At 55.9% G+C, this 19,618-nt stretch carries 19 protein-coding genes; 6 read left to right on the top strand and 13 right to left on the bottom strand.

Annotated elements, in window-relative coordinates; genetic code table 11:
- Positions 1 to 44: 44 nt before the first annotated feature.
- The gene (locus ACR0A1_RS02570; protein WP_480866120.1) at positions 45 to 683 is read right to left on the bottom strand and encodes a DUF4166 domain-containing protein; all 639 of its coding nucleotides are present in this window, start codon (positions 681 to 683) and stop codon (positions 45 to 47) included.
- On the bottom strand, positions 589 to 933 hold the full coding sequence (locus ACR0A1_RS02565; RefSeq protein WP_480866852.1) for a thiol-disulfide oxidoreductase DCC family protein: 345 nt from the start codon (positions 931 to 933) through the stop codon (positions 589 to 591). The genes ACR0A1_RS02570 and ACR0A1_RS02565 overlap by 95 nt, the downstream gene beginning before the upstream one ends.
- Positions 934 to 1,353: 420 nt before the next feature.
- Between ACR0A1_RS02565 and ACR0A1_RS02560 the strand changes: the two genes are divergently transcribed.
- A complete protein-coding gene (locus tag ACR0A1_RS02560) occupies positions 1,354 to 2,367 on the top strand; it encodes an AraC family transcriptional regulator (protein ID WP_170565787.1) in 1,014 nt (337 codons plus the stop codon).
- A gap of 183 nt (positions 2,368 to 2,550) precedes the next feature.
- On the opposite strand, the gene rpoD is transcribed toward ACR0A1_RS02560, so the two are convergent.
- From rpoD to ACR0A1_RS02515, 9 genes are all read right to left on the bottom strand, one after another.
- Positions 2,551 to 4,539: an RNA polymerase sigma factor RpoD gene (rpoD, locus tag ACR0A1_RS02555; RefSeq protein ID WP_170396291.1), complete on the bottom strand. Its 1,989-nt coding sequence runs from the start codon at positions 4,537 to 4,539 to the stop codon at positions 2,551 to 2,553.
- A gap of 114 nt (positions 4,540 to 4,653) precedes the next feature.
- A complete protein-coding gene (dnaG, locus tag ACR0A1_RS02550) occupies positions 4,654 to 6,603 on the bottom strand; it encodes a DNA primase (RefSeq protein WP_170635276.1) in 1,950 nt (649 codons plus the stop codon).
- A gap of 80 nt (positions 6,604 to 6,683) precedes the next feature.
- Positions 6,684 to 6,980, bottom strand: a complete 297-nt coding sequence (locus ACR0A1_RS02545; protein ID WP_170396287.1) for a hypothetical protein — start codon at positions 6,978 to 6,980, stop codon at positions 6,684 to 6,686.
- Between the two features lie 35 nt (positions 6,981 to 7,015).
- Positions 7,016 to 7,561 (bottom strand): sarcosine oxidase subunit gamma, encoded by a 546-nt coding sequence (locus ACR0A1_RS02540; RefSeq protein WP_480866117.1) that lies wholly within the window; start codon positions 7,559 to 7,561, stop codon positions 7,016 to 7,018.
- Entirely contained in the window at positions 7,554 to 10,487 is a 2,934-nt protein-coding gene (locus tag ACR0A1_RS02535) for a sarcosine oxidase subunit alpha family protein (RefSeq protein ID WP_480866115.1), read from the bottom strand. The genes ACR0A1_RS02540 and ACR0A1_RS02535 overlap by 8 nt, the downstream gene beginning before the upstream one ends.
- Positions 10,484 to 10,747 (bottom strand): sarcosine oxidase subunit delta, encoded by a 264-nt coding sequence (locus ACR0A1_RS02530; protein WP_480866113.1) that lies wholly within the window; start codon positions 10,745 to 10,747, stop codon positions 10,484 to 10,486. The genes ACR0A1_RS02535 and ACR0A1_RS02530 overlap by 4 nt, the downstream gene beginning before the upstream one ends.
- Before the next feature lie 55 nt (positions 10,748 to 10,802).
- Complete coding sequence (locus ACR0A1_RS02525) at positions 10,803 to 12,056, bottom strand: sarcosine oxidase subunit beta family protein (protein WP_480561317.1); 1,254 nt, start codon at positions 12,054 to 12,056, stop codon at positions 10,803 to 10,805.
- A 196-nt stretch (positions 12,057 to 12,252) separates the two neighbouring features.
- The gene (locus ACR0A1_RS02520; RefSeq protein WP_170396277.1) at positions 12,253 to 13,683 is read right to left on the bottom strand and encodes a Glu/Leu/Phe/Val family dehydrogenase; all 1,431 of its coding nucleotides are present in this window, start codon (positions 13,681 to 13,683) and stop codon (positions 12,253 to 12,255) included.
- Positions 13,670 to 13,978, bottom strand: coding sequence for a hypothetical protein (locus ACR0A1_RS02515; RefSeq protein ID WP_480866111.1), 309 nt, complete (start codon positions 13,976 to 13,978; stop codon positions 13,670 to 13,672). The genes ACR0A1_RS02520 and ACR0A1_RS02515 overlap by 14 nt, the downstream gene beginning before the upstream one ends.
- A gap of 30 nt (positions 13,979 to 14,008) precedes the next feature.
- Here ACR0A1_RS02515 and ACR0A1_RS02510 point away from each other — a divergent pair, with 30 nt between their 5' ends.
- From ACR0A1_RS02510 to ACR0A1_RS02500, 3 genes are read left to right on the top strand one after another with little or no spacing between them, the layout of a single operon-like run.
- The gene (locus tag ACR0A1_RS02510; RefSeq protein WP_480866109.1) at positions 14,009 to 15,835 is read left to right on the top strand and encodes a Tad domain-containing protein; all 1,827 of its coding nucleotides are present in this window, start codon (positions 14,009 to 14,011) and stop codon (positions 15,833 to 15,835) included.
- Positions 15,832 to 16,449: a TadE/TadG family type IV pilus assembly protein gene (locus ACR0A1_RS02505; protein ID WP_170396272.1), complete on the top strand. Its 618-nt coding sequence runs from the start codon at positions 15,832 to 15,834 to the stop codon at positions 16,447 to 16,449. Before ACR0A1_RS02510 ends, ACR0A1_RS02505 begins: the two co-directional genes overlap by 4 nt.
- Positions 16,436 to 17,032, top strand: a complete 597-nt coding sequence (locus ACR0A1_RS02500) for a TadE/TadG family type IV pilus assembly protein (protein ID WP_170422339.1) — start codon at positions 16,436 to 16,438, stop codon at positions 17,030 to 17,032. Before ACR0A1_RS02505 ends, ACR0A1_RS02500 begins: the two co-directional genes overlap by 14 nt.
- Here ACR0A1_RS02500 and ACR0A1_RS02495 read toward each other — a convergent pair.
- Positions 17,029 to 17,499 carry a hypothetical protein gene (locus ACR0A1_RS02495; RefSeq protein WP_170396268.1) on the bottom strand — a complete coding sequence of 157 codons (471 nt, stop codon included), beginning with the start codon at positions 17,497 to 17,499 and terminating at the stop codon, positions 17,029 to 17,031. The genes ACR0A1_RS02500 and ACR0A1_RS02495 overlap by 4 nt on opposite strands.
- 159 nt (positions 17,500 to 17,658) lie before the next feature.
- Here ACR0A1_RS02495 and ACR0A1_RS02490 point away from each other — a divergent pair, with 159 nt between their 5' ends.
- Positions 17,659 to 18,570, top strand: a complete 912-nt coding sequence (locus ACR0A1_RS02490) for a pirin family protein (protein ID WP_170734763.1) — start codon at positions 17,659 to 17,661, stop codon at positions 18,568 to 18,570.
- A gap of 7 nt (positions 18,571 to 18,577) precedes the next feature.
- Here ACR0A1_RS02490 and ACR0A1_RS02485 read toward each other — a convergent pair whose 3' ends face one another.
- Entirely contained in the window at positions 18,578 to 19,165 is a 588-nt protein-coding gene (locus ACR0A1_RS02485; RefSeq protein WP_170422345.1) for a TetR/AcrR family transcriptional regulator, read from the bottom strand.
- Between the two features lie 100 nt (positions 19,166 to 19,265).
- Between ACR0A1_RS02485 and ACR0A1_RS02480 the strand changes: the two genes are divergently transcribed.
- Entirely contained in the window at positions 19,266 to 19,514 is a 249-nt protein-coding gene (locus ACR0A1_RS02480) for a hypothetical protein (protein WP_170396262.1), read from the top strand.
- The last annotated feature ends 104 nt before the right edge of the window (positions 19,515 to 19,618 follow it).

Here is a 19,618-nt window from a genome sequence, read left to right as displayed (position 1 = left end):
GACTAGTGCGTCGCCATCGTCAGCAAAGCGAACTAACGATCATGTCAGCTTGACCCACGTGGTTCGTGAACAGGCTCTAACCATCCCTCATAGCGGATCAAGCGCCCCAATCCCGGTGCTGTCGCCGAAATGTCAAAGCGAAACCTCAATTGTGCGTCCTCAGCCTCGGTCGATCCGGAACGTGGCAAAAGAAACCCCGGACACGGAATGCCAAACAAAGCGAGGCGGCGGATCTCAATGGTCAGCCCCTTATCAGTTCTCACCGGCTGCAACCATATTGTCAGCCCGCCGATCTGTTCCCGCACCATGCCACACAGCGGATCAAAAGTGATCCGTGAACGCGTTTTGTGGCCTGCGAAATCCCGTTCCCATTGCCAATATGCGCCGGACTTTCGGATCTTAAGGGTGACCGGCAAATCTTCGCCCGCAGGTGGAAATCGCCCGATGCAAAGTGCCAGAGCGACCAAAACGCCTCGGCCACGCTGAATGCTGCATCGACCAGAGTAGCGACCTTCCCCGCTGTGCAAATCCCTGACCAATCCAGGCACAGATTCATCTATACCCAGCGCCTGCAGGAATGGATCACGATCAGAATCCATCTTGGGCAAACCGCGATCTGAGAGAAGGATCAGGAACCAGGCACCCATCCCGCCGCCCAAATAGCGCATATCGGTTACGGGCAATCATCCGGTACAGCGGGTTCTTCAGAAACCTCGGCAGGTATCGACACAAGGACAATACCCGCCACGGACCATATAATGCACGCATCGCAGCGGCAAATGCGTCGAGATTTTGGTGCACCTTTCCTTTGACGATCACCAAATTGGTTTCAAATTCGTCTGTCGGCAGGTTCAGGAGAGTATAAAGCTGCTGCCCAAGCGGTGACTGCGCGGTTGCAAATAGAAATTTCTGATCTCGATCATGGCGCAACATGAAGTGAAAAAACCCTGAACACAGCACGCATTCACCGTCGAAGACGATCAAATCTGTATCGATGGAAAGATCATCAGCCACGAGAGATCAAGAAATAACAAAAGGTTCCCCGTGATGCTGTCACGTCGAATGCGCCGCAGCAATGCGACATGACTGACCAGAAGAATGAGAGGGGCGTGCCGGGGAACCCGTTGAAACGGCTTGGTGGACCGCTCGCTCAGGCTCTGACCTTTTCCCCAAAAGGCGCTGACCCGACAACACCGGTCATGTAGCTATTGGCCAAGGCTACGGACATAGCCATTTCTGCCATATCTTTGTGAGTTGCGGTCAATTCCTGGGTATCAGCACCGAGGCTGGCGCATTGCCACGGTTTGCCGCTAGGGTAACGGTATTACAGTAACGCGTTTTTTGGGCTGGGTGATGGACGTCGACATTTCACGCATTCAATTGCTGACACGGACCCTTGAGGATCACGCAAGCGCGACCGTGGTGGAACAGGTCCTGAGTGACTGCGCATTGACCCGCAGCGATATTGAACCGCCTGCCAAAAGGTACAGCGCCCACAAAGAAGCGCTGTTTGTCCGACACGCCTGCGATGCACTTGGCGATATCACCTTTGGCGCACGGGCGGGTCTGGAATTCAGTTCTTCTTCCAGCATTACGGCCTATATCAGCAAGTACTCTCGTGATCTGAAGCAGGTGATCGAGAATACGGCGCGGTTTCATGGCATTATCGACCCGGCCCTGGCCTTCAATCTGCGCCTTTCAGGTAACGCTGCCTCGCTTGAGGCCGATTGGAAAGACCCGAGCTTTTCCCGCTATCATCGGCGGACCGAGTTCCTGCTGTTTGGCGCGATCGCCCGGATGCGGGCGTTGACTCAGTTGAATCTGAATCCGATTGAGATACGGTTTCAGCACACAGTTGGGCAACACCAAGCCACCTACCAGAAAATCGGAGGTTTCCCAGTTACCTTCGGGGCCGAACGCTTGGAAATCATCCTGTCGCTGCCCTCGCTGGAAACACCGATCCCAACTTACGACCCTAGCCTGCGCGCGCATTTGGTTGAATTTGGCGAACGCCTGCTGGCCGAAAGACAGTCGCCAAGACAGAAAACCCGAGCACAGATCGAAGGGTTGATCACAGATGCGATGCCGGGGGGAATCGTACAGGTGGACGACGCCGCCACCCAGCTCGGCCTAAGCCCTCGAACATTGGCTCGCCGCCTAGCTGATGAAGGCACCTCATATCGTGAGATCGTTGAAGATTTACGATGTGACCTAGCGCAGACCTTTATCAAGAACGGTATGCATCTGTCCGAAATCTCGTATTCGCTCGGTTATTCCGATCAGGCTGCGTTTTCCACCGCCTTCAAACGTTGGACGGGTCAGGCCCCGACCGCTTTTCGCAAACGTGTCTCTCATCCGCTTTCATGAAGCTAAAAAGTGGCCGGGGGTCATCAGCCCAATCACCTCGCCCCGGCCTGTCCATGAGTGGACAGCGGCGATATAAAGATGGCATCGCCGGACTCCTTGCGAATTCCCGCCAATTTGATTTGAAGTTCAGTCATTGTGAGCGGGCGAAAGAAAAAAGCGCCTCGGGATGAGGCGCCTTTCGATTTACTGATCTAGGAAGGACCGCAATTTACGCGACCTACTCGGGTGTTTCAGCTTACGCAGCGCCTTCGCCTCGATCTGGCGGATACGTTCGCGCGTCACGCTGAACTGCTGACCGACCTCTTCCAGCGTGTGGTCGGTGTTCATGCCGATGCCAAAGCGCATCCGCAGAACCCGTTCCTCACGCGGGGTGAGAGAGGCCAGAACCCGTGTGGTGGTTTCCTTGAGGTTTTCCTGAATGGCGCTGTCCAGTGGCAGCACGGCATTCTTGTCTTCGATGAAATCACCAAGCTGGCTGTCTTCCTCGTCGCCGATGGGCGTTTCGAGGCTGATCGGCTCCTTGGCGATTTTCATCACCTTGCGCACCTTCTCAAGCGGCATTTGCAGCTTTTCGGCCAGTTCTTCCGGCGTTGGCTCGCGGCCGATTTCGTGCAGCATCTGACGACCTGTCCGGACCAGCTTGTTGATCGTTTCGATCATATGCACCGGGATACGGATCGTGCGCGCCTGATCCGCGATCGAACGCGTGATCGCCTGACGGATCCACCAGGTCGCATAGGTCGAGAACTTATAGCCCCGGCGGTATTCGAACTTGTCCACCGCCTTCATCAGGCCGATGTTACCTTCCTGAATAAGATCAAGGAATTGCAGGCCGCGGTTCGTGTACTTTTTGGCAATCGAGATCACCAGACGCAGGTTGGCCTCGACCATTTCCTTCTTGGCTTGCCGCGCCTCTTTCTCACCCTTTTGAACCTGCTGCACGATGCGGCGGAATTCAGGGATATCGAGACCAACATATTGGCCAACCTGAGCCATGTCGTTGCGCAGTTCCTCAACCTTTTCGGTCGAGCGTTCGATGAACATCTGCCAACCCCGACCCGGTTTCTCGGCCATTTCGGCCAACCAGTTCGGATCCAGCTCGCGCCCACGATAAGCATCAATGAACTCGCGACGGTTGATGCGAGCCTGGTCAGCCAGCTTCACCATCGAGCTGTCCAGTGACATGATCCGGCGATTGATGCCATAAAGCTGGTCAATCAGAGCTTCGATCCGGTTGTTGTGCAGGTGAAGACCATTCACCAATTCAACAATCTCAGCGCGCAGCTTCTGATAGGTTTCTTCGTCCTTCGCGCTGAAAGTGCCATCCTCGTTCAGCGTCGCAGATATCCTGCTGTCCTGCATTTCGGACAGCATTGCGAAATCGGTCGAGATGCGTTCCAGCGTGGTCAGCACCTGATCCTTCAGCGCTGCTTCCATCGCGGCCAGGGACATGTTGGCCTGATCGTCGTCATCATCGTCATCATCATTGGCAATCGGGTTGCCGTCAGCGTCAAGCTCCGGCCCCTCATCCTTGGCAGGCTTGGCCGCCTGCACCGATGAGGTATCGACAACCGGCTCTTCAACCTCGCCGTCTTCATCCATCTGGTTGCCGAAAGTGGTTTCCAGATCGATGACGTCCCGCAGCAGAATGTCTTCGGACAAAAGTTCGTCATGCCAGATGGTGATCGCTTGGAAGGTCAGCGGGCTTTCGCACAGACCAGCGATCATGGTGTTCCGACCGGCTTCGATCCGCTTGGCGATAGCAATCTCGCCCTCGCGGCTCAGCAGTTCGACTGAACCCATCTCACGCAGATACATGCGTACGGGGTCATCGGTGCGATCCAGCTTTTCGGTTGCAGCACCAGCCAGCGCAACCTCGCGCGGACCTTCGGTGGTGACCAGTTCGGTCGAGCCTTTGTTTTCTTCTTCTTCGGCTTCTTCATCTTCGATGATGTTGATGCCCATCTCGGACAGCATCGACATAACATCTTCGATCTGTTCCGAGCTGACCTGATCAGGCGGCAGAACCTGATTGAGCTGGTCGTAGGTGATGTAACCTTTCTCGCGAGCCTCGGCGATCATCTTCTTGACCTGGGCCTGGCTCATGTCCAGCGAGATTTCCTGTTCCTGCTCGTCGGATTTGCGGTCTTCGTTCGTATCCTTGGCGGCCATTCAATGCTCCTGCAGGGATGGGTGATTCGTTTGAACCGAATCATTAGCGCGTAGAAGTGATTCGGCCACCCGTTTACCCGTTTTTCTTTTCCAGTGCCTTACGAAAACACCACTTCATCGATGTTTCCGTTCGAATTTGATGCCAGACGTGATGGCCTCAAACGCGTCTTTCTCATCGCGGTTGATTCGCGCACCATTGTCGGCGATGTCGAAAACGGCCCTGTCTTCGTTCTGGCTGCGGCTTGTACGGTTGCGCTCTTCGGCGGCTTGCGCCAGCCGATATGTCAGCGCCTCATCGGCCAGATCAGACAATTCCTCTGCCGCTTCGGCAATCTCAGCATCCAACCCCTGGAGCGCTTTGATCTTTGCGAGTTCCTCGGCCAGCGTCATCTCGGCCTTTTCAACGTCGCCCGGTTTGTACACACAGGGGATCACTGCGACATGGCGAAGGGCCAGCAGGTTTTCAAGGGGTTCCGGTCCCAAAGTTTGCATGATGTGATCCTGCAGATTGTCCGGATCGTCGATGGCATGGCGCAGGATTGCTCCCCGCAAGGCCGCATGATCAGGGTCGTGGCAATCCATTTCTTCCAGCTGAGTTTCGAATTGCACGACAACTTGTGGATTCAGGATGGCAATCGCGAGAATTGCCGCTTCGCGCAGTTGAATATCCGCATTCTCAGCCGAGGCCAGAAATGACGCCCGTGCGCCTGGCGTGGCAGGCTGTGCCTGCGGCTGCCATTTTCCGCGCGGTTGCCACGGGCGATTTTGCGATTGTCGCTGTGGGCGAAACAATTGCCAGCGCAGGTCCTTAATTTCCTGCCCGTAGTGCGATCGGATCGAGGGGTCGCGGATCAGCTTGATCTTCTCTCGCAGGGATTTATCCAGCGCCGCTTTGCGTTCGGGGCTGTCAAAGACCTTGCCTTCCGTCTCGCGTTGCCAGAGCAGTTTGACCATCGGGATTGCAGCATCCAGCACACCCTGCACCGCCCCCGAACCTTCGGCGCGCAGCAAATCGTCGGGATCCTTGCCTTCGGGCATCAAGGCAAAACGCAAGGATTTGCCCGCTTCCAGCAACGGCAGTGCCAAATCGACCGCTCGCATCGCCGCACGCAGCCCTGCCGTATCGCCATCCAAAGCGATGATCGGCTCGTCAGAGATGCGCCAAAGTAGTTGCAACTGATGCTCGGTAATCGCAGTCCCCAATGGCGCAACCGACGCGCCAAACCCGGCCTCAGCCAAAGCGATCACGTCCATATAGCCCTCGGCCACAACCAAAGGCTGCCCCTTGCCTGCCGCCTGTCGTGCGGGGCCATGGTTGTAGAGGCTGCGGCCTTTGTCGAACAGATCGGTCTCGGGCGAGTTCAGGTATTTGGCGTTGTCATTGGGATCCATCGCCCGGCCACCAAACGCAATGCACCGCCCGCGCGGGTCGCGGATCGGGTACATGATGCGGTTGCGGAATGTGTCATAGGGTTTCTTACCTTTGTTCGACGGCTTGGCCAGCCCGGCCCCAAGGATCAGGTCCTCGGAGACACTCTTACCGGTTAGATGATCCCACAGAGCCTGCCAGCCCTCGGGTGCGAAACCGATTTCCCAACGGTCCAGCGCCTTCGCGTCAAGACCGCGACGTGTCAAATAATCACGTGCCGCCGCCCCTGCCCCAGTCTTGAGTTGCAAACGAAAGAACTGCACAGCCTGTTCCATCACCTCGGCCAGCTGTGAACGGCGGTCCTGCTTTTCCTGCGCCTTGGGATCACGCGCGGGCATCGGCATCCCGGCCTCGCGCGCCAGAATTTCCACGGCTTCTATGAAAGAGACATTCTCGGTCTCTTTCACAAAACTGATCGCGTCCCCTTTGGCGTGGCAGCCAAAGCAATAATAGAATCCCTTTTGGTCATCGACGTGGAACGAGGCGGTCTTTTCGTGATGAAAGGGGCAAGGCGCCCACATATCCCCCTTGCCCTGATTGGATTTGCGCTGGTCCCACATGACCTTACGCCCAACAACCTGAGACAGGCTGAGGCGCGTGCGCAGTTCATCCAGAAATCCGGGGGGCAAAGACATGGGTCAAACCTGCCAGAAATGAAAACGCGCGCCAAGGGGATGGCGCGCGGTTGTCCACAGAGAAATGATCTGACTGTGGATTATTGTTGTAAACACAACTCCAGCCACGCAGCTCCGAGATCCTTCTTACGCACGTCGCGCATCTTCTGCTCATATACCCAAGGCGTGATCAGCGGAACAGCGGCATTGTAGTTCTCGGGCCAGGTAGGACCACTGTCGGCCACCGCCTGCGCCACATCGCGTTCCTTGACCCGGTCAAGTCGTGCTTTCTGTATCGCTGCAACAACGTCGGCCTGATACTTGCAGCTCTGTTCCTTGGTTTCCTGTGCAACCACTGGCGTGGCCAGCACGGCCGCAACGATGGCGATACGCAACATGGGGATCTCCGAAGATTCGTTTCTTTCAGCGCAGCTTACCCGCGCGCGGCGATGCCTTCCATCGCCCTTTTCAAATCGTGAACCAGTGTCTCAGCCATGGATCGGAAGACCATGATCTGAAACGTGTTCTCCCCAACGCGCGTGATCGAAGCGGTCATGTGGAACAGCAGGGTGCGGGCGGAGTGGCCGCGCTTGAAGTTCGCCTTACGCAGATCAATAGGCACTACGCGCGCCAGTACGTCTTCGACATCAGCACCCTCTAACCGGACCACAGCCCAGGCATCTGATTGGTCCACAATGGCCGCATTCTCGGTCAGGGTCGCATCAGGAGACGGCCCGATCAGCATCGCATGCGCCGGGCCGAACCAGATCGCCCGCGCGCCAGCCTTACCCGTTGCGCGGTTGGCCGATGGATAGGCCATCCCGTGCGCTGCTTTCAAAGCTTCGGATAGCGCCTTTTGCTTACCCTTGAAAGGTGAGATCGAATGGATCGCGCCCGCATCCTCTTCGCTGAGCGTTGCAGAGCCGAAGGTCAAAGGCAGCAACCCGTCGCAGGGTGTTTTGGCGGTCAGATTATCCACGGACGCGCCCTCCTTCGGGGTCAAAGAAAACCGGGTTCACCACTTCACACAGGGTTGTCACGCCGCGCAGATGATCGACCATTTTCACGATTTCTCCATACCTCTCAGGCCCGTCCGCCAGGAAGCCCAAGCCCAACATCGTTTCCAGCGTCGGGGAATAACACACGGAGGTCAGATAGCCCTGATCATTGGTGCGCACCGGCTCGGCCTCTTCCCGATACAGATGCGCGCCCGCCAGCAATTCCTTGCTTTCGCCAATGGGTTTGAGCCCGACCAACCGCTCGCGCCCCGGCTCTTCAAGGCCCGGACGTTGCGACATCGTTTTGCCGATGCAATCCTTCTTCTGCGACACCATCCGGCCCATGCCGATATCATAGGCAGTTGTTCGTCCGTGTATCTCGGAGTGCGTAATAAAGCCCTTTTCGATCCGAAGAACGTTCAGTGCCTCCATCCCATAAAGACCACCGCCCAGTGTCTCAGCCCGCTCGGTCAAAATATCGAACAGGCTCGCGCCATAGCGCGCAGGCACGGCGATTTCATATGCATGCTCGCCCGAGAACGAGATCCGGAACAAACGCCCCTGCACACCCAGCACCGAGATCGATCCGCAAGCCATGAAGGGCCAGCTTTCTTCATCAAGAGGTGTGCCCAGCAGATCGTTCAACAATTCACGCGATTTTGGTCCGGCCACGGCAAACTGTGCCCACTGTTCAGTGACCGAGATGAACGAGACATCCAGATCAGGGTGCAGTCCCTGATGAACGAACTCCAGATGCTTCATTACGTCGCCAGCACCTGCCGTGGTGGTAGTCATCAGGTAATGCGTCTCTCCCAGCCGCGCGGTGGTGCCGTCATCCATGACGAACCCATCCTCGCGCAGCATCAGACCATATCGCGCCCGGTCTACTTTGAGGGTCGAGAACATATTCGTATAGACGAAGTCCAGAAACGCCCCCGCATCCGGCCCCTGAATGTCGATCTTGCCCAGGGTTGAGACATCGCACACCCCGACCGCCTGACGCACCATGTTGACCTCGCGGTCGCAGGATTGCCGCCATGTGGTTTCGCCATCCTTCGGGAAATAGCTGGGGCGATACCACAGCCCGGCCTCAATCAACGGAGCTTTCCGCGCAACGGTCGCTTTGTGCGAAGTGATAAAACGTTGCGGTTTGAAACCCTTGCCTTCAGCCCCAGCGCCCAGCGCGGCAATGGCGATAGGAGAATACGGAGGGCGGAACGTCGTGGTTCCGGTTTCGGGTATCGCGCGCCCGGTGACGTCCGCTAGAATGGCCAACGCCGCCACGTTCGAATTCTTGCCCTGATCCGTCGCCATACCTTGCGTCGTATAGCGCTTCATGTGCTCGACTGACCGGAAATTCTCAGTCGCGGCCTGTTTGACGTCTTTCACTGTAACATCGTTCTGGAAATCCAGCCACGCGCGCCCTTTGCCGGGAACGGCCCAAAGCTGCGTGATCTCGTATGGCGTATCCTCGGCCTGCGGTGGCACAGTCTTCGAGGCCTTGTAGCCAAGATCGCCAAGCACGCCTTTGGCTGCCTCAATCCCTTCACGAAGGCAGGCTGTAGTTGAGAAAGATCCGTTGCACGCACCCGCTGTCACCATGCCCGGCACGGCCCCTGGCGTTGGCACAAAGGCTTCGATCTCACGCTTCCAGATCGGGCGGCTATTCATATGACACGTTAGATGAACCGAAGGATTCCAGCCCCCTGTCATGGCAAGGCAATCCGTGTGTATCCGTTCTTCTCCACTGGCGCGGCGCACTGTAATCGCCTCCAGCCCTTTACGGCCCGAACTGTTACAAACTTGCGCCCCGCGTAGAACCTCGTAGTCGTCAGACAAGGGCGCGTCATGGCGGCTATCGATCACAGCCGCCACATGGACACCAGCATCCAACAAATCACGCGCAGTGCGATGGATATCGTCAGTATTTCCGAAGATCGTCACATTGCGGCCCGGGCTGACACCCCATCGGTTTAGATACGCCCGCACCGCGCCAGCGGTCATGATCCCCGGGCGATCATTGTTGCGGAATGCGACCGGGCGCTCCAGTGCGCCTGCCGCCAGAACTGACCGCTTGGCCACGATCCGCCAATAGGTTTCCAACGGCGCCCCGTTGGGGCGGTGATCCGTATGGTGAAAAACGCGTTCCAACGCCGCAAAGGTACCTTGGTCATAGGCGCCTGCGATAGTGGTCCGGGTCATGATGCGGACATTGTCCATCGCGGCTAACTCGGCCAGCACCTCGTCAACCCAATCGGGACCCGGTTTTCCGTCGATCTCATAGGTCTCGGCCAGCAGACGCCCACCCACGCGACTGTTTTCGTCGGCCAGAATGACGTCCGCGCCGGCACGACCCGCGACCAGAGCGGCCATCAGCCCCGCAGGCCCTGCCCCGATAATCAGCAGATCGCAAAAGGCATAAGCGCTTTCGTACTTGTCGGCATTGTCTTCGCCCGACAGTGCTCCCAATCCGGCGGCACGTCGAATGATCGGCTCGTATAGCTTTTCCCAGAAGCTTTTCGGCCACATGAAGGTTTTGTAGTAAAAACCCGCGCCCAAGAACGGGGAAGCCAGATCGTTGATCCCCATCAAATCGACACTCAGGCTGGGCCAGCGATTCTGGCTGCGCGCTTCAAGTCCCGGATAGATCTCTTGCATCGTGGCGCGAATATTTGGTTCTTGACCTGCGCCTGCCCCCAAGGTCATCAGCGCATTCGGCTCTTCGCTGCCTGCGCTCAGCACACCCCTAGGCCGGTGGTACTTGAACGAACGCCCCATCAGTCGTACGCCATTCGCCAAAAGCGCTGAGGTCAGTGTGTCGCCCGCATAGCCGCTATAGCTGGCACCATCGAAAACAAACGGAATCGACTGCGTACGATCGATAAGACCCTTTCCATCGATCCTCATGCCCGCTCCTCCGATGCCGGCTGCGCGTCGATCATCTCATGCGTGATCGTGTTTCGTGTGACCACGATCCATGTACCGCACCCGCCTTCGTGATACCAAAGCTCTCGTGTCGGCCCTGCCGGGTTTTCCCGTTGGTAGACAAAATCATCCCAAGCCGCCTCACCGGCATCCGGGGCCGGTCGGTCCAGATCCACTGCCGCCCCGCGATAGTAGAATTCGCGCCGATCCCGCTCGCCGCAATATGGACAGGTGATCCTCATAGCCGCGCGCCCTTCTTGATCTTTTCAATAATACCCAAATCCAACATCGCGCCCCTCAATGCAGATTGTGCTGAGAGCCCTTGCCCTCTTCATCGATAATCCCACGCCCGGTGCGGAAACGATCCAGTCGGAAGCCGGTGGCATTCTCGTGATACCGATCCGTCGCAATCAGATGCGCAAACACATTCCCCGAACCTGGAACCGCCTTGAAGCCACCATAGTTCCAGCCGCAATTGAGATAGAGCCCATCAATATCCGTTCGGTCTATGATCGGAGAGCCATCGGGCGACATATCCATGATCCCGCCCCAGGATCGCAGCACCCGCGCCTTGCCGATCATCGGCATCAGCGCCATCCCGGCCTCCATCACGCTTTCGACGGTAGGTAAATTACCTCGCGCCGCATAGGAGGCGTAAAAATCCAGATCACCGCCAAAGACCAGACCGCCCTTATCTGACTGGCTGATATAGAAATGCCCCATGCCAAAGGTCACCACATGATCGATGCAGGGCTTCAGACCTTCGGTCACGAAGGCCTGCAAGACATGGCTTTCAATCGGCAGCCTCATTCCAGCCATCGCCGCCACCTGACCTGAACGCCCGGCAGCAACCATCGCCACCTTCTTGGCCCGGATCGGCCCGCGCGAGGTCTGAACACCGCGAACCACGCCATTCTCGATATCAATACCGGTCACTTCGCAGTTCTGGATCAGATCCACGCCGCGCTGGTCCGCTCCGCGCGCATAGCCCCAGGCCACGGCATCGTGTCGCGCTGTACCTCCGCGCGGGTGGTAGAGACCGCCATACAGAGGGAACCTAAGGTCATCGAAATTCAGATAGGGCACCATCCGCCTCAATTCATCGCGATTGAGCAGGATAGCATCGTCACCCTGACTGATCATCATGTTGCCCCGGCGCGCAGCGGCATCACGCTGCCCGTCCGAATGGAACAGGTTGATGATCCCGCGTTGCGAATGCATGACATTGTAGTTCAGATCCTGCTCAAGACCTTCCCACAGCTTCAATGAGTGCGAGTAGAACTCGGAATTGCCCTGCAAAAAATAGTTCGCGCGCACAATGGTGGTGTTGCGCCCGATATTGCCCCCACCGATATAGCCCTTTTCCAGAACAGCGATATTGGTCAGACCATGTTCCTTGGCCAGATAATAGGCCGTGCTCAACCCATGACCTCCGCCGCCGACAATGACGACGTCATATTCGGATTTCGGTTCAGGCTCGCGCCAGTGCGGCGTCCAGCCTTTGTTGCCGGTCAGGCCCTCTTTCAGGACACGTAAGCCGGAGAAACGCATTCAGAACTCCCTACAGGTGTGTCGGCATCAAACCAACTTCACCCAGCAGTAACAACGCCGGAATCCGGTTCCACTCCTGTTTTCGACGAAAACTTGTCGCTGGGCGACTAATCCATTCACTCTGACGACTTCGACCTAAATGAAAAATGGCCAACCCGATGGTTGGCCACTCAAGAATCTTCTGTTGTCTGGGCGCTCAGAGGCCCTTGGCGCGATAGCTTTTTGAGACGCGGTCGATCGCAACGATATAGGCCGCCGTGCGCAGATCGTCGACATCTGCGCGATCATGCCAGACTTCGCTCATCGACTGATAGGCAATGCGCATCGTGTCATCGAGACCAGAACGCACCAGCTCCAACTCGCCAGCGCCCTTTAGGTACTTGGCCTTGAAATCCGGAGACATCGACCAAGCGTCACCCAGATACCGATCCAACCGTTCCAGTTCGCTGACGATCAACTCATGCCGAGCTTCTTCCTGACGCCGCTGCATCCGGCCAAAACGGATGTGGCTGAGGTTTTTGACCCATTCAAAATAGGACACGGTCACACCACCGGCGTTTGCATACATGTCAGGAATGATCACCGTGCCTTTCTTGCGCATGATCTCATCAGCACCCGCCGTGACAGGCCCGTTGGCGGCCTCGATGATCAGTGGTGCCTTAATACGTTCGGCGTTGGATAGGTTTATTACCCCCTCCAGCGCCGCCGGAATCAGGATGTCACACTCGGCTTCAAGTACCGCGCCGCCCTCGGCGGAATGTGTGGCGTCGGGATAGTCCTTCACGCCGCCATGCTTGACGATCCACTGCCGCACGGCTTCTACGTCGATGCCATCGGGATTGTACAGTGCGCCATCCCATTCGATGATGCCGACCACACGCGACCCGTCTTCCTCGCTGAGGAACTTGGCTGCGTGATAGCCCACGTTACCCAATCCCTGCACGACGACGCGCTTTCCGTCCAGCGTGCCTGACAAGTTCGCCTTCTTGACGTCTTCCGGGTTTCGGAAGAATTCGCGCAACGCGTATTGGATGCCGCGCCCGGTTGCTTCGACCCTGCCCGCGATGCCCCCCGCGTTCAGCGGTTTACCTGTCACACAGGCTCGCGCGTTGATATCGGTCGTATTCATCCGCGCATATTGGTCAGCCATCCACGCCATTTCGCGCTCGCCTGTTCCCATATCGGGCGCAGGCACGTTCTGTGAGGGGTTGATCAGATCGCGCTTTGCCAACTCATAGGCAAAACGACGCGTGATCTGTTCCATCTCATGTTCTTCATACTGGCGAGGATCAATGCAAAGGCCCCCTTTCGAGCCACCAAAGGGCGCTTCGACCAGTGCACACTTGTAAGTCATGAGCGCAGCGAGCGCTTCGACCTCATCCTGGTTCACCGCCAAGGCATAGCGAATGCCACCCTTTACCGGCTCCATATGTTCCGAATGAACCGAACGATATCCGGTAAAGGTGTGGATCTGCCCCCGCAGACGAACCCCGAACCGAACGGTGTAGGTGGCATTACAAACCCGTATCTTCTCTTCTAGCCCGGGCGGCAAATCCATCAGAGACGCCGCTCTGTTGAACATCAAATCAACACTCTCACGAAAGCTGGGTTCTTTAATGCCGGTCATAAAATCCTCCGTGCCGGTAGACGAGATACGTCATGACTTTTTGTCGCACTGCTTGCCAAATACCGCAATCAGTAACTGCACGTATTTTCATCGGTTTGTGAACTTTACTTTTCAGCTCCATTGGTGAGTCGGGCGTTAACGAAAGCCGCGCGATTGTCCAAAGGCGCGAAACAAAACCACCAATAACACCGGGAATAAAGCTGAATCTCGTTAAAAACGAGCAGCATAGTGTCCACTGCGCCCAAATCTCGCCACGATCCGTGGGTAAATTATTAAAGTTGCGAAGTGCTGGCATCAGTGTGTCTGATCGACCGAGGAACCAATTATGCGCAAGTTTGATTTGAAGGCCCAATTCAACCGTCTCTGCCGCGAAAACAGTTGTTCGCGGCACTTGCGGCACTTTGTTTCTTCGACAGAAGGCACGATGACGATCCTTGCGCTTTTCCTGATCATGATTGTCTTCACCGTGGCCGGGTTCGCGGTCGACGTCATGCGGTATGATCGCGAAAGGGTAAGGCTACAATACGCACTGGACCGCGCGGTCCTTGCCGCAGCTGACCTGGACCAAGAGCTTTGCCCACGGGTCGTGGTGAATGATTACATTCGCAAAGAAGGTTTCGATACGAACATCATCAAAAATATCAAGGTCGAGCCCGAGACATGCACGACAAACGACGACGGAACCGTGACCCAGGTTGCAGAACTTGAAGGAAAACGGAAAGTCGAAGCCAGCGCCGACATGAGCATTGAGACACACTTCATGAAATGGAGTGGCGTCGATTACATTGATACAACCGCCACCAGCATCGCCGAAGAATCGATTGGTAACGTCGAAATTTCATTGGTTCTGGACGTCTCGGGTTCGATGCGCGGGACAAAGCTGACCAACCTCAAAAGTGCCGCTGAGGACTTTATCGATGAGATGATCCTGAAATCTGAGGATGGTAGATTGTCGATCTCAATCGTGCCCTACTCGGAACAGGTGTCGGTGCCTGACTATCTTATGAATGCTTTGAACACGATCGGGGCTAACGAAAGGGCCAATTGCATCGATTTCCAGGCTTCGGACTACACAACGACCGATTTCAACTATTACGACATCTTGGACGACGAAGGAAACATCATCACAAAAGGGGATTATGTCCCGCAAACTCTTCATTTCAAGGATAATGGCTCCAGCGACAAAAGGTTCAACGACACGTTGGTAACCAGCAATACGTGCCGTCTTGAAACCACCACAGATCGGCGAGAGATGACGGTAATCCAGAATGATCCTGACATTCTGAAAGGTCAGATCCAGAATCTTGTGGCAAGCGGCTGGACTTCGATCGATGTGGGCCTCAAGTGGGGTCTAACTTTGCTTGACGATAGTATCCAACCGCTGATCGCTCAGATTGCGGACAGTTCAGAAATTCCGGACTCGTTCGCAATTCGGCCAGCCCCTAACAAGACCACGGACACCCTCAAGGTTCTGGTGCTGATGACGGATGGTGAAAACACTTATCAGCACAAAGTGAATCCGCCTTATAATGACGGCCCCTCGGACATCTATTGGAATGAAGATGCCGAAACGTATTCTATCTACGATGAAGAGTATGACCGCTGGGCTTGGCCTAATGTCGCCACAACTGTACGGGACAGTTCGTACAGGCGCTGGACCCGCGACAAATACCAAGATCATGCCCATGGCAATGGGACTTATATGCGCTACCGCTGTACGGATTACTACAACGGCACCTGCTATTCGATGGATCGATCGCAAACACGCGAGGACTCCGAAGGGCTTTCAACAGATTCCGATCCGGTAGAACTGGAATGGCCCGATGTCTGGGCGCATACTGAAAAATACGCAATTCGGAATATGTTGCGTCACGCTTATGGCTGGGATCGCGGCGAAGAATTTGCAGCTGACTCCACGACCGAAATTGGTCCTTCGACCAAAAATCCAAATGTTGTAGATCTCTGCGAAGAAGCTGAAGAAGATAATGTCATCATCTTCTCGATCGCTTTTGAGGCACCCTACGGTGTTAAGCAGATGCTGAAAGACTGCGCGATCAAACCTGCCCGTTACTATGAAGCCACCGGCAATCAGATTGAACGCGTCTTCGATTCAATCAGCACCTCCATTCAAAACCTGAGGCTGACCCAATGACAAAGACACTGCGGAATCGGCTTCGGAGATTTCGAAAGAATGAGGATGGAAACTCGTCTATCGAGTTTATCTTCTGGTTTCCATTCTTCCTGTATGTCGCTTATTCAGGCATGGATCTGGGATTGCAGTCCTTCCACCATGCCGATCTTGAACGATCTCTGGATATGACAATTCGGGAAGTCCGGCTTAATCGCCTTCCTGAAGGGGAAGATGAATGGGATCACGCGCTGCTGAAGAAAATGATCTGTGACGAAGCGCTGATAACCAATTGCTCGGAAAACCTCGCGCTCGAGATGAAGTCCATTGATCCGCGGGTCGGCAATCAGTTGGATCCGACCCCCTATTGCGTCGACACTCCGGAGACAATTCGTAAGCCGGACGAAGTTGTTTTTGAACAAGGGACTTCAAATGAGCTTATGATTATCCGCGCCTGTCTTGAGGTTTCACCTGTTTTTGGGCTTTCGATGCTGAGCGGCATTGCGAAGCAGGACAACGACGGCCAATGGGAATTGCAGGCGACGACCGTATTTGTTCATGAACCATTTGGTGGTTCATCAGCTGATCCTGACGATTCATCTGACACAACAGTGGATGTGGCCGATGCCTCGAACTAACAAAGAAAATCGCAACCTTCCCAAGGCACTGCTGAACCGCTTTCTCAAACGAGAAGACGGCGCCTTATCGGTCGAGGCAATGCTGATATTGCCGCTGCTGTTCTGGTCAATGTTTGCGTCATACACCTATTATGACAGCTATCGCCAAAGCGCGATCAACATCAAAGGAGCCTACGCAGTTGCGGATGTGCTCTCACGCGAAGCTGAAGATGTTAACGCCGCGTATATCAACACCATGTACGACCTTCTGGAAAACATGGTTGATACCAGAGCACCAGTCTCGATGCGTGTGACCTATCTGACCTATGATGGTGATAACGATCTCCACGATGTTCTATGGTCCTGCGTGCGGGGCACTGGATATCAGAAATGGACCGACGCAGAGATCGTGAAAATCAAACAACGGCTTCCGGTAATGCCTGATAACGGCTCAATGATACTGGTCGAAACCAACAATACATACAAAGCGCCATTCCAGATGGCATTCAAATTTGCTGACTTTGAAATGGATAATCTGGTCTTCACACACCCGCGTGTTTTCGACCAGATCGTCAATACCGACCCTGCTTGCTTGGGTGTCTAACTCTTTTCAGCAAGCATCGCCGACAGCATTTCCGACATGTATTTGGTCTCGGCGGCGGCTGTCATGCCGCCTATGCCAATCCTTCGTCCGACACGCCACCAAAGACCGGGCGCCCACTGGTTTGAGCTTCGTGCATGAGTGGTTACCAAGAAGCCATTTGATGGCTTAAATGCGAACACGCCCCGGTCTACGCCTTCGACATCCTCGATATTGCAGATCACCTGCCCCGAGCCTGTGCGCAATTGGGATTGGGTCAGCTCGATCCTGTCTTCGGTCGCGTACCACATGCGACGGGCTAACCAGAACGCAGCTGCCCCGGAAACCAGTAAGAAGACCTGCCAGCCTAACTCAGGCGGCGATGCCAACGCGACGTAAATGACCAACGCCCCGACCGTGACCAGCATCCCTACCCCAGTCCAGCGCCGCGGTGCCGAGGCCGCGACCGTAGCCAGCACTTCTTCTTGCATATTGTTCTCCTGATTGTCCGCCCGCTTTAACCGCTTTGATACGCAAAGGACAGCACCGCGTCACCTGTCTGAGCATCTTCGCACAGCTTCAGTGTTCCTGCGCAAATTGACTGCCTCAGGCCGACGCATAAGTTCCGGTCAAAGGATCAGGAGGCTTTTATGTCACTCAGGCCAACTTTGGAATTCCGCAAGGCGGTCCCGACGATGGAAGGCGCGGGCGTCAAACTGCACCGGGCGTTCGGGTTTCAGGACCCGTCGGAACTGGACCCGTTTCTGCTGTTCGATGATTTCCGGAATGACAACCCATTGGACTATATGGCCGGTTTTCCGTGGCATCCGCATCGGGGCATCGAAACGATCACTTATGTCCTGTCCGGTACAGTCGAACACAGCGACTCGCTGGGCAATAGCGGCACGCTGGGTGCCGGAGATGTCCAGTGGATGACCGCCGGGTCGGGTATCCTACATCAGGAAATGCCCAAGGGGTCGGCCAGCGGTCAGATGCATGGGTTCCAGCTGTGGGGCAATCTGCCATCAGATCAGAAAATGGCCGCCCCGCGCTATCAGGACGTTCAAAGCACTGATATTCCAGAAATCATCGATGATGATGGGACAAAGGTCCGTGTGATTGTCGGTACATTCTGGGGACGTACGGGCCCAGTGGACGGTATCGCTGCCGATCCGCAATACCTGGATATCAGCATACCGGCAGGGGTGAAAAAAACCATTCCGATCGACACATACCGCCGGGCCTTCGCCTATATCTTTGAAGGCAGCGCTGCCTTTGCGGATGCGTCTCGGCCAACTGGAATTCTTCTAGAGAAAGAGGTCGCCGGGCAAGAGGTCAACATCCGCGACATGTCAGGAGACAGGACGTTGGTTCGGTTCGGGACCGGAGACGAAATCACGGTTCAGGCCGGGCCCGAGGGTGTACGGTTTCTTTTGATCTCGGGCGCTCCGATCGATGAACCCGTGGCGTGGCATGGCCCGATCGTGATGAATACGCAGGCAGAATTACAGCAAGCGTTTCGGGAGTTGCGGAACGGAACGTTCATCCGCCCGGCCCACTAAGGGCTGGTCAGGCGGTCACCGCTTTGCGGACCATGTCCCAGTACACCTGCTCGACCTCATCCAGCGACAGGCGGCCACCGCTGCGATACCAAGTGATCACACCATTCAGCATGGCAATCACCGCTAATGTGGCGATCTTAGTATCGGTGACCGAAAATTGACCCGATTGCTGCCCGTTACGCAGAATATGCTCTAACGAGTCCTCGTAACGGCGGCGCAGGGCCTCGATTTCGGCAAAATTTTCGGGGTTCAGATTGCGCAGCTCCATGTAAGCGATGAACACCTCGTCGGGACGCTGCAGGTGAAAACGGATGTGGAACCCGACAAACTGACGCAACGCATCTTGTGGATTATCAAACCGGTCGAGATCGTCATAGGCGGCCATCAGATCCTGCATGTGATCGCGCATCAGCCGAAACAGCAGGCTCTGCTTGTCGGGCGTGTAATTATAGAGTGCCCCAGCCTGCACCCCCACCTCGCCTGCGATCTGCCGCATTGAAACCGCAGCATAGCCATGACGGGCAAACAGCCCCAGTGCGGCCTCGCGAATACGGGGGCCGGTGATATCGGAATGAGAACCTTGTGTACGCGCCATGCTTCGATCGTATCTGAACAGACGTTCAGATAGAACCCCGCTTGAACCATTCCGACAAAACGTGCATCACGGGATACACGCTGCGACCCGAAGGACTGCGATGAAGCTTTTGCTGCCCATTCTCTTTGTGCTGGCCACCGCCGGCTGCGCAAATATCCCTGAGTTGGAAGGCAGCGAAACCGCCGCATTGCGCAAGGCACCCTACCCCAAGCTTATTGCTTTAGATCCCGCCCTCGGCCCTCCGACCGATCCAATCAGCGAAGCGGAAGAGGTAGAAGAAGACCTGACAGCACGCAGTGAAGCGTTGGCGGAAAAGGCCGAAGCGCTGCAGAATGCCGAGATTAACTAGGATTTCGGCCACGCCACTAGCTCCAAAAGATTAGACGGATTGCACCCCTGCCTCGAACCCGCTAAGGCAGCCCGCAAAGGACACTTCGCCATCGCGGGCGGTAT

This window comes from Ruegeria sp. D6, from assembly GCF_056534365.1.
The sequence above is the reverse complement of the archived record's forward strand: the minus strand, read 5'-3'. Positions and strand labels throughout refer to the sequence as shown.

Bases quoted from the DNA above. Each gene is read 5' to 3' on its own strand.
- ACR0A1_RS02565 (WP_480866852.1), bottom strand. From the start codon at position 933: ATGTTGCGCCATGATCGAGATCAGAAATTTCTATTTGCAACCGCGCAG.
- ACR0A1_RS02560 (WP_170565787.1), top strand. From the start codon at position 1,354: ATGGACGTCGACATTTCACGCATTCAATTGCTGACACGGACCCTTGAG.
- rpoD (WP_170396291.1), bottom strand. From the start codon at position 4,539: ATGGCCGCCAAGGATACGAACGAAGACCGCAAATCCGACGAGCAGGAA.
- dnaG (WP_170635276.1), bottom strand. From the start codon at position 6,603: ATGTCTTTGCCCCCCGGATTTCTGGATGAACTGCGCACGCGCCTCAGC.
- ACR0A1_RS02545 (WP_170396287.1), bottom strand. From the start codon at position 6,980: ATGTTGCGTATCGCCATCGTTGCGGCCGTGCTGGCCACGCCAGTGGTT.
- ACR0A1_RS02535 (WP_480866115.1), bottom strand. From the start codon at position 10,487: ATGAGGATCGATGGAAAGGGTCTTATCGATCGTACGCAGTCGATTCCG.
- ACR0A1_RS02530 (WP_480866113.1), bottom strand. From the start codon at position 10,747: ATGAGGATCACCTGTCCATATTGCGGCGAGCGGGATCGGCGCGAATTC.
- ACR0A1_RS02525 (WP_480561317.1), bottom strand. From the start codon at position 12,056: ATGCGTTTCTCCGGCTTACGTGTCCTGAAAGAGGGCCTGACCGGCAAC.
- ACR0A1_RS02520 (WP_170396277.1), bottom strand. From the start codon at position 13,683: ATGACCGGCATTAAAGAACCCAGCTTTCGTGAGAGTGTTGATTTGATG.
- ACR0A1_RS02515 (WP_480866111.1), bottom strand. From the start codon at position 13,978: ATGCCAGCACTTCGCAACTTTAATAATTTACCCACGGATCGTGGCGAG.
- ACR0A1_RS02510 (WP_480866109.1), top strand. From the start codon at position 14,009: ATGCGCAAGTTTGATTTGAAGGCCCAATTCAACCGTCTCTGCCGCGAA.
- ACR0A1_RS02505 (WP_170396272.1), top strand. From the start codon at position 15,832: ATGACAAAGACACTGCGGAATCGGCTTCGGAGATTTCGAAAGAATGAG.
- ACR0A1_RS02500 (WP_170422339.1), top strand. From the start codon at position 16,436: ATGCCTCGAACTAACAAAGAAAATCGCAACCTTCCCAAGGCACTGCTG.
- ACR0A1_RS02495 (WP_170396268.1), bottom strand. From the start codon at position 17,499: ATGCAAGAAGAAGTGCTGGCTACGGTCGCGGCCTCGGCACCGCGGCGC.
- ACR0A1_RS02490 (WP_170734763.1), top strand. From the start codon at position 17,659: ATGTCACTCAGGCCAACTTTGGAATTCCGCAAGGCGGTCCCGACGATG.
- ACR0A1_RS02485 (WP_170422345.1), bottom strand. From the start codon at position 19,165: ATGGCGCGTACACAAGGTTCTCATTCCGATATCACCGGCCCCCGTATT.
- ACR0A1_RS02480 (WP_170396262.1), top strand. From the start codon at position 19,266: ATGAAGCTTTTGCTGCCCATTCTCTTTGTGCTGGCCACCGCCGGCTGC.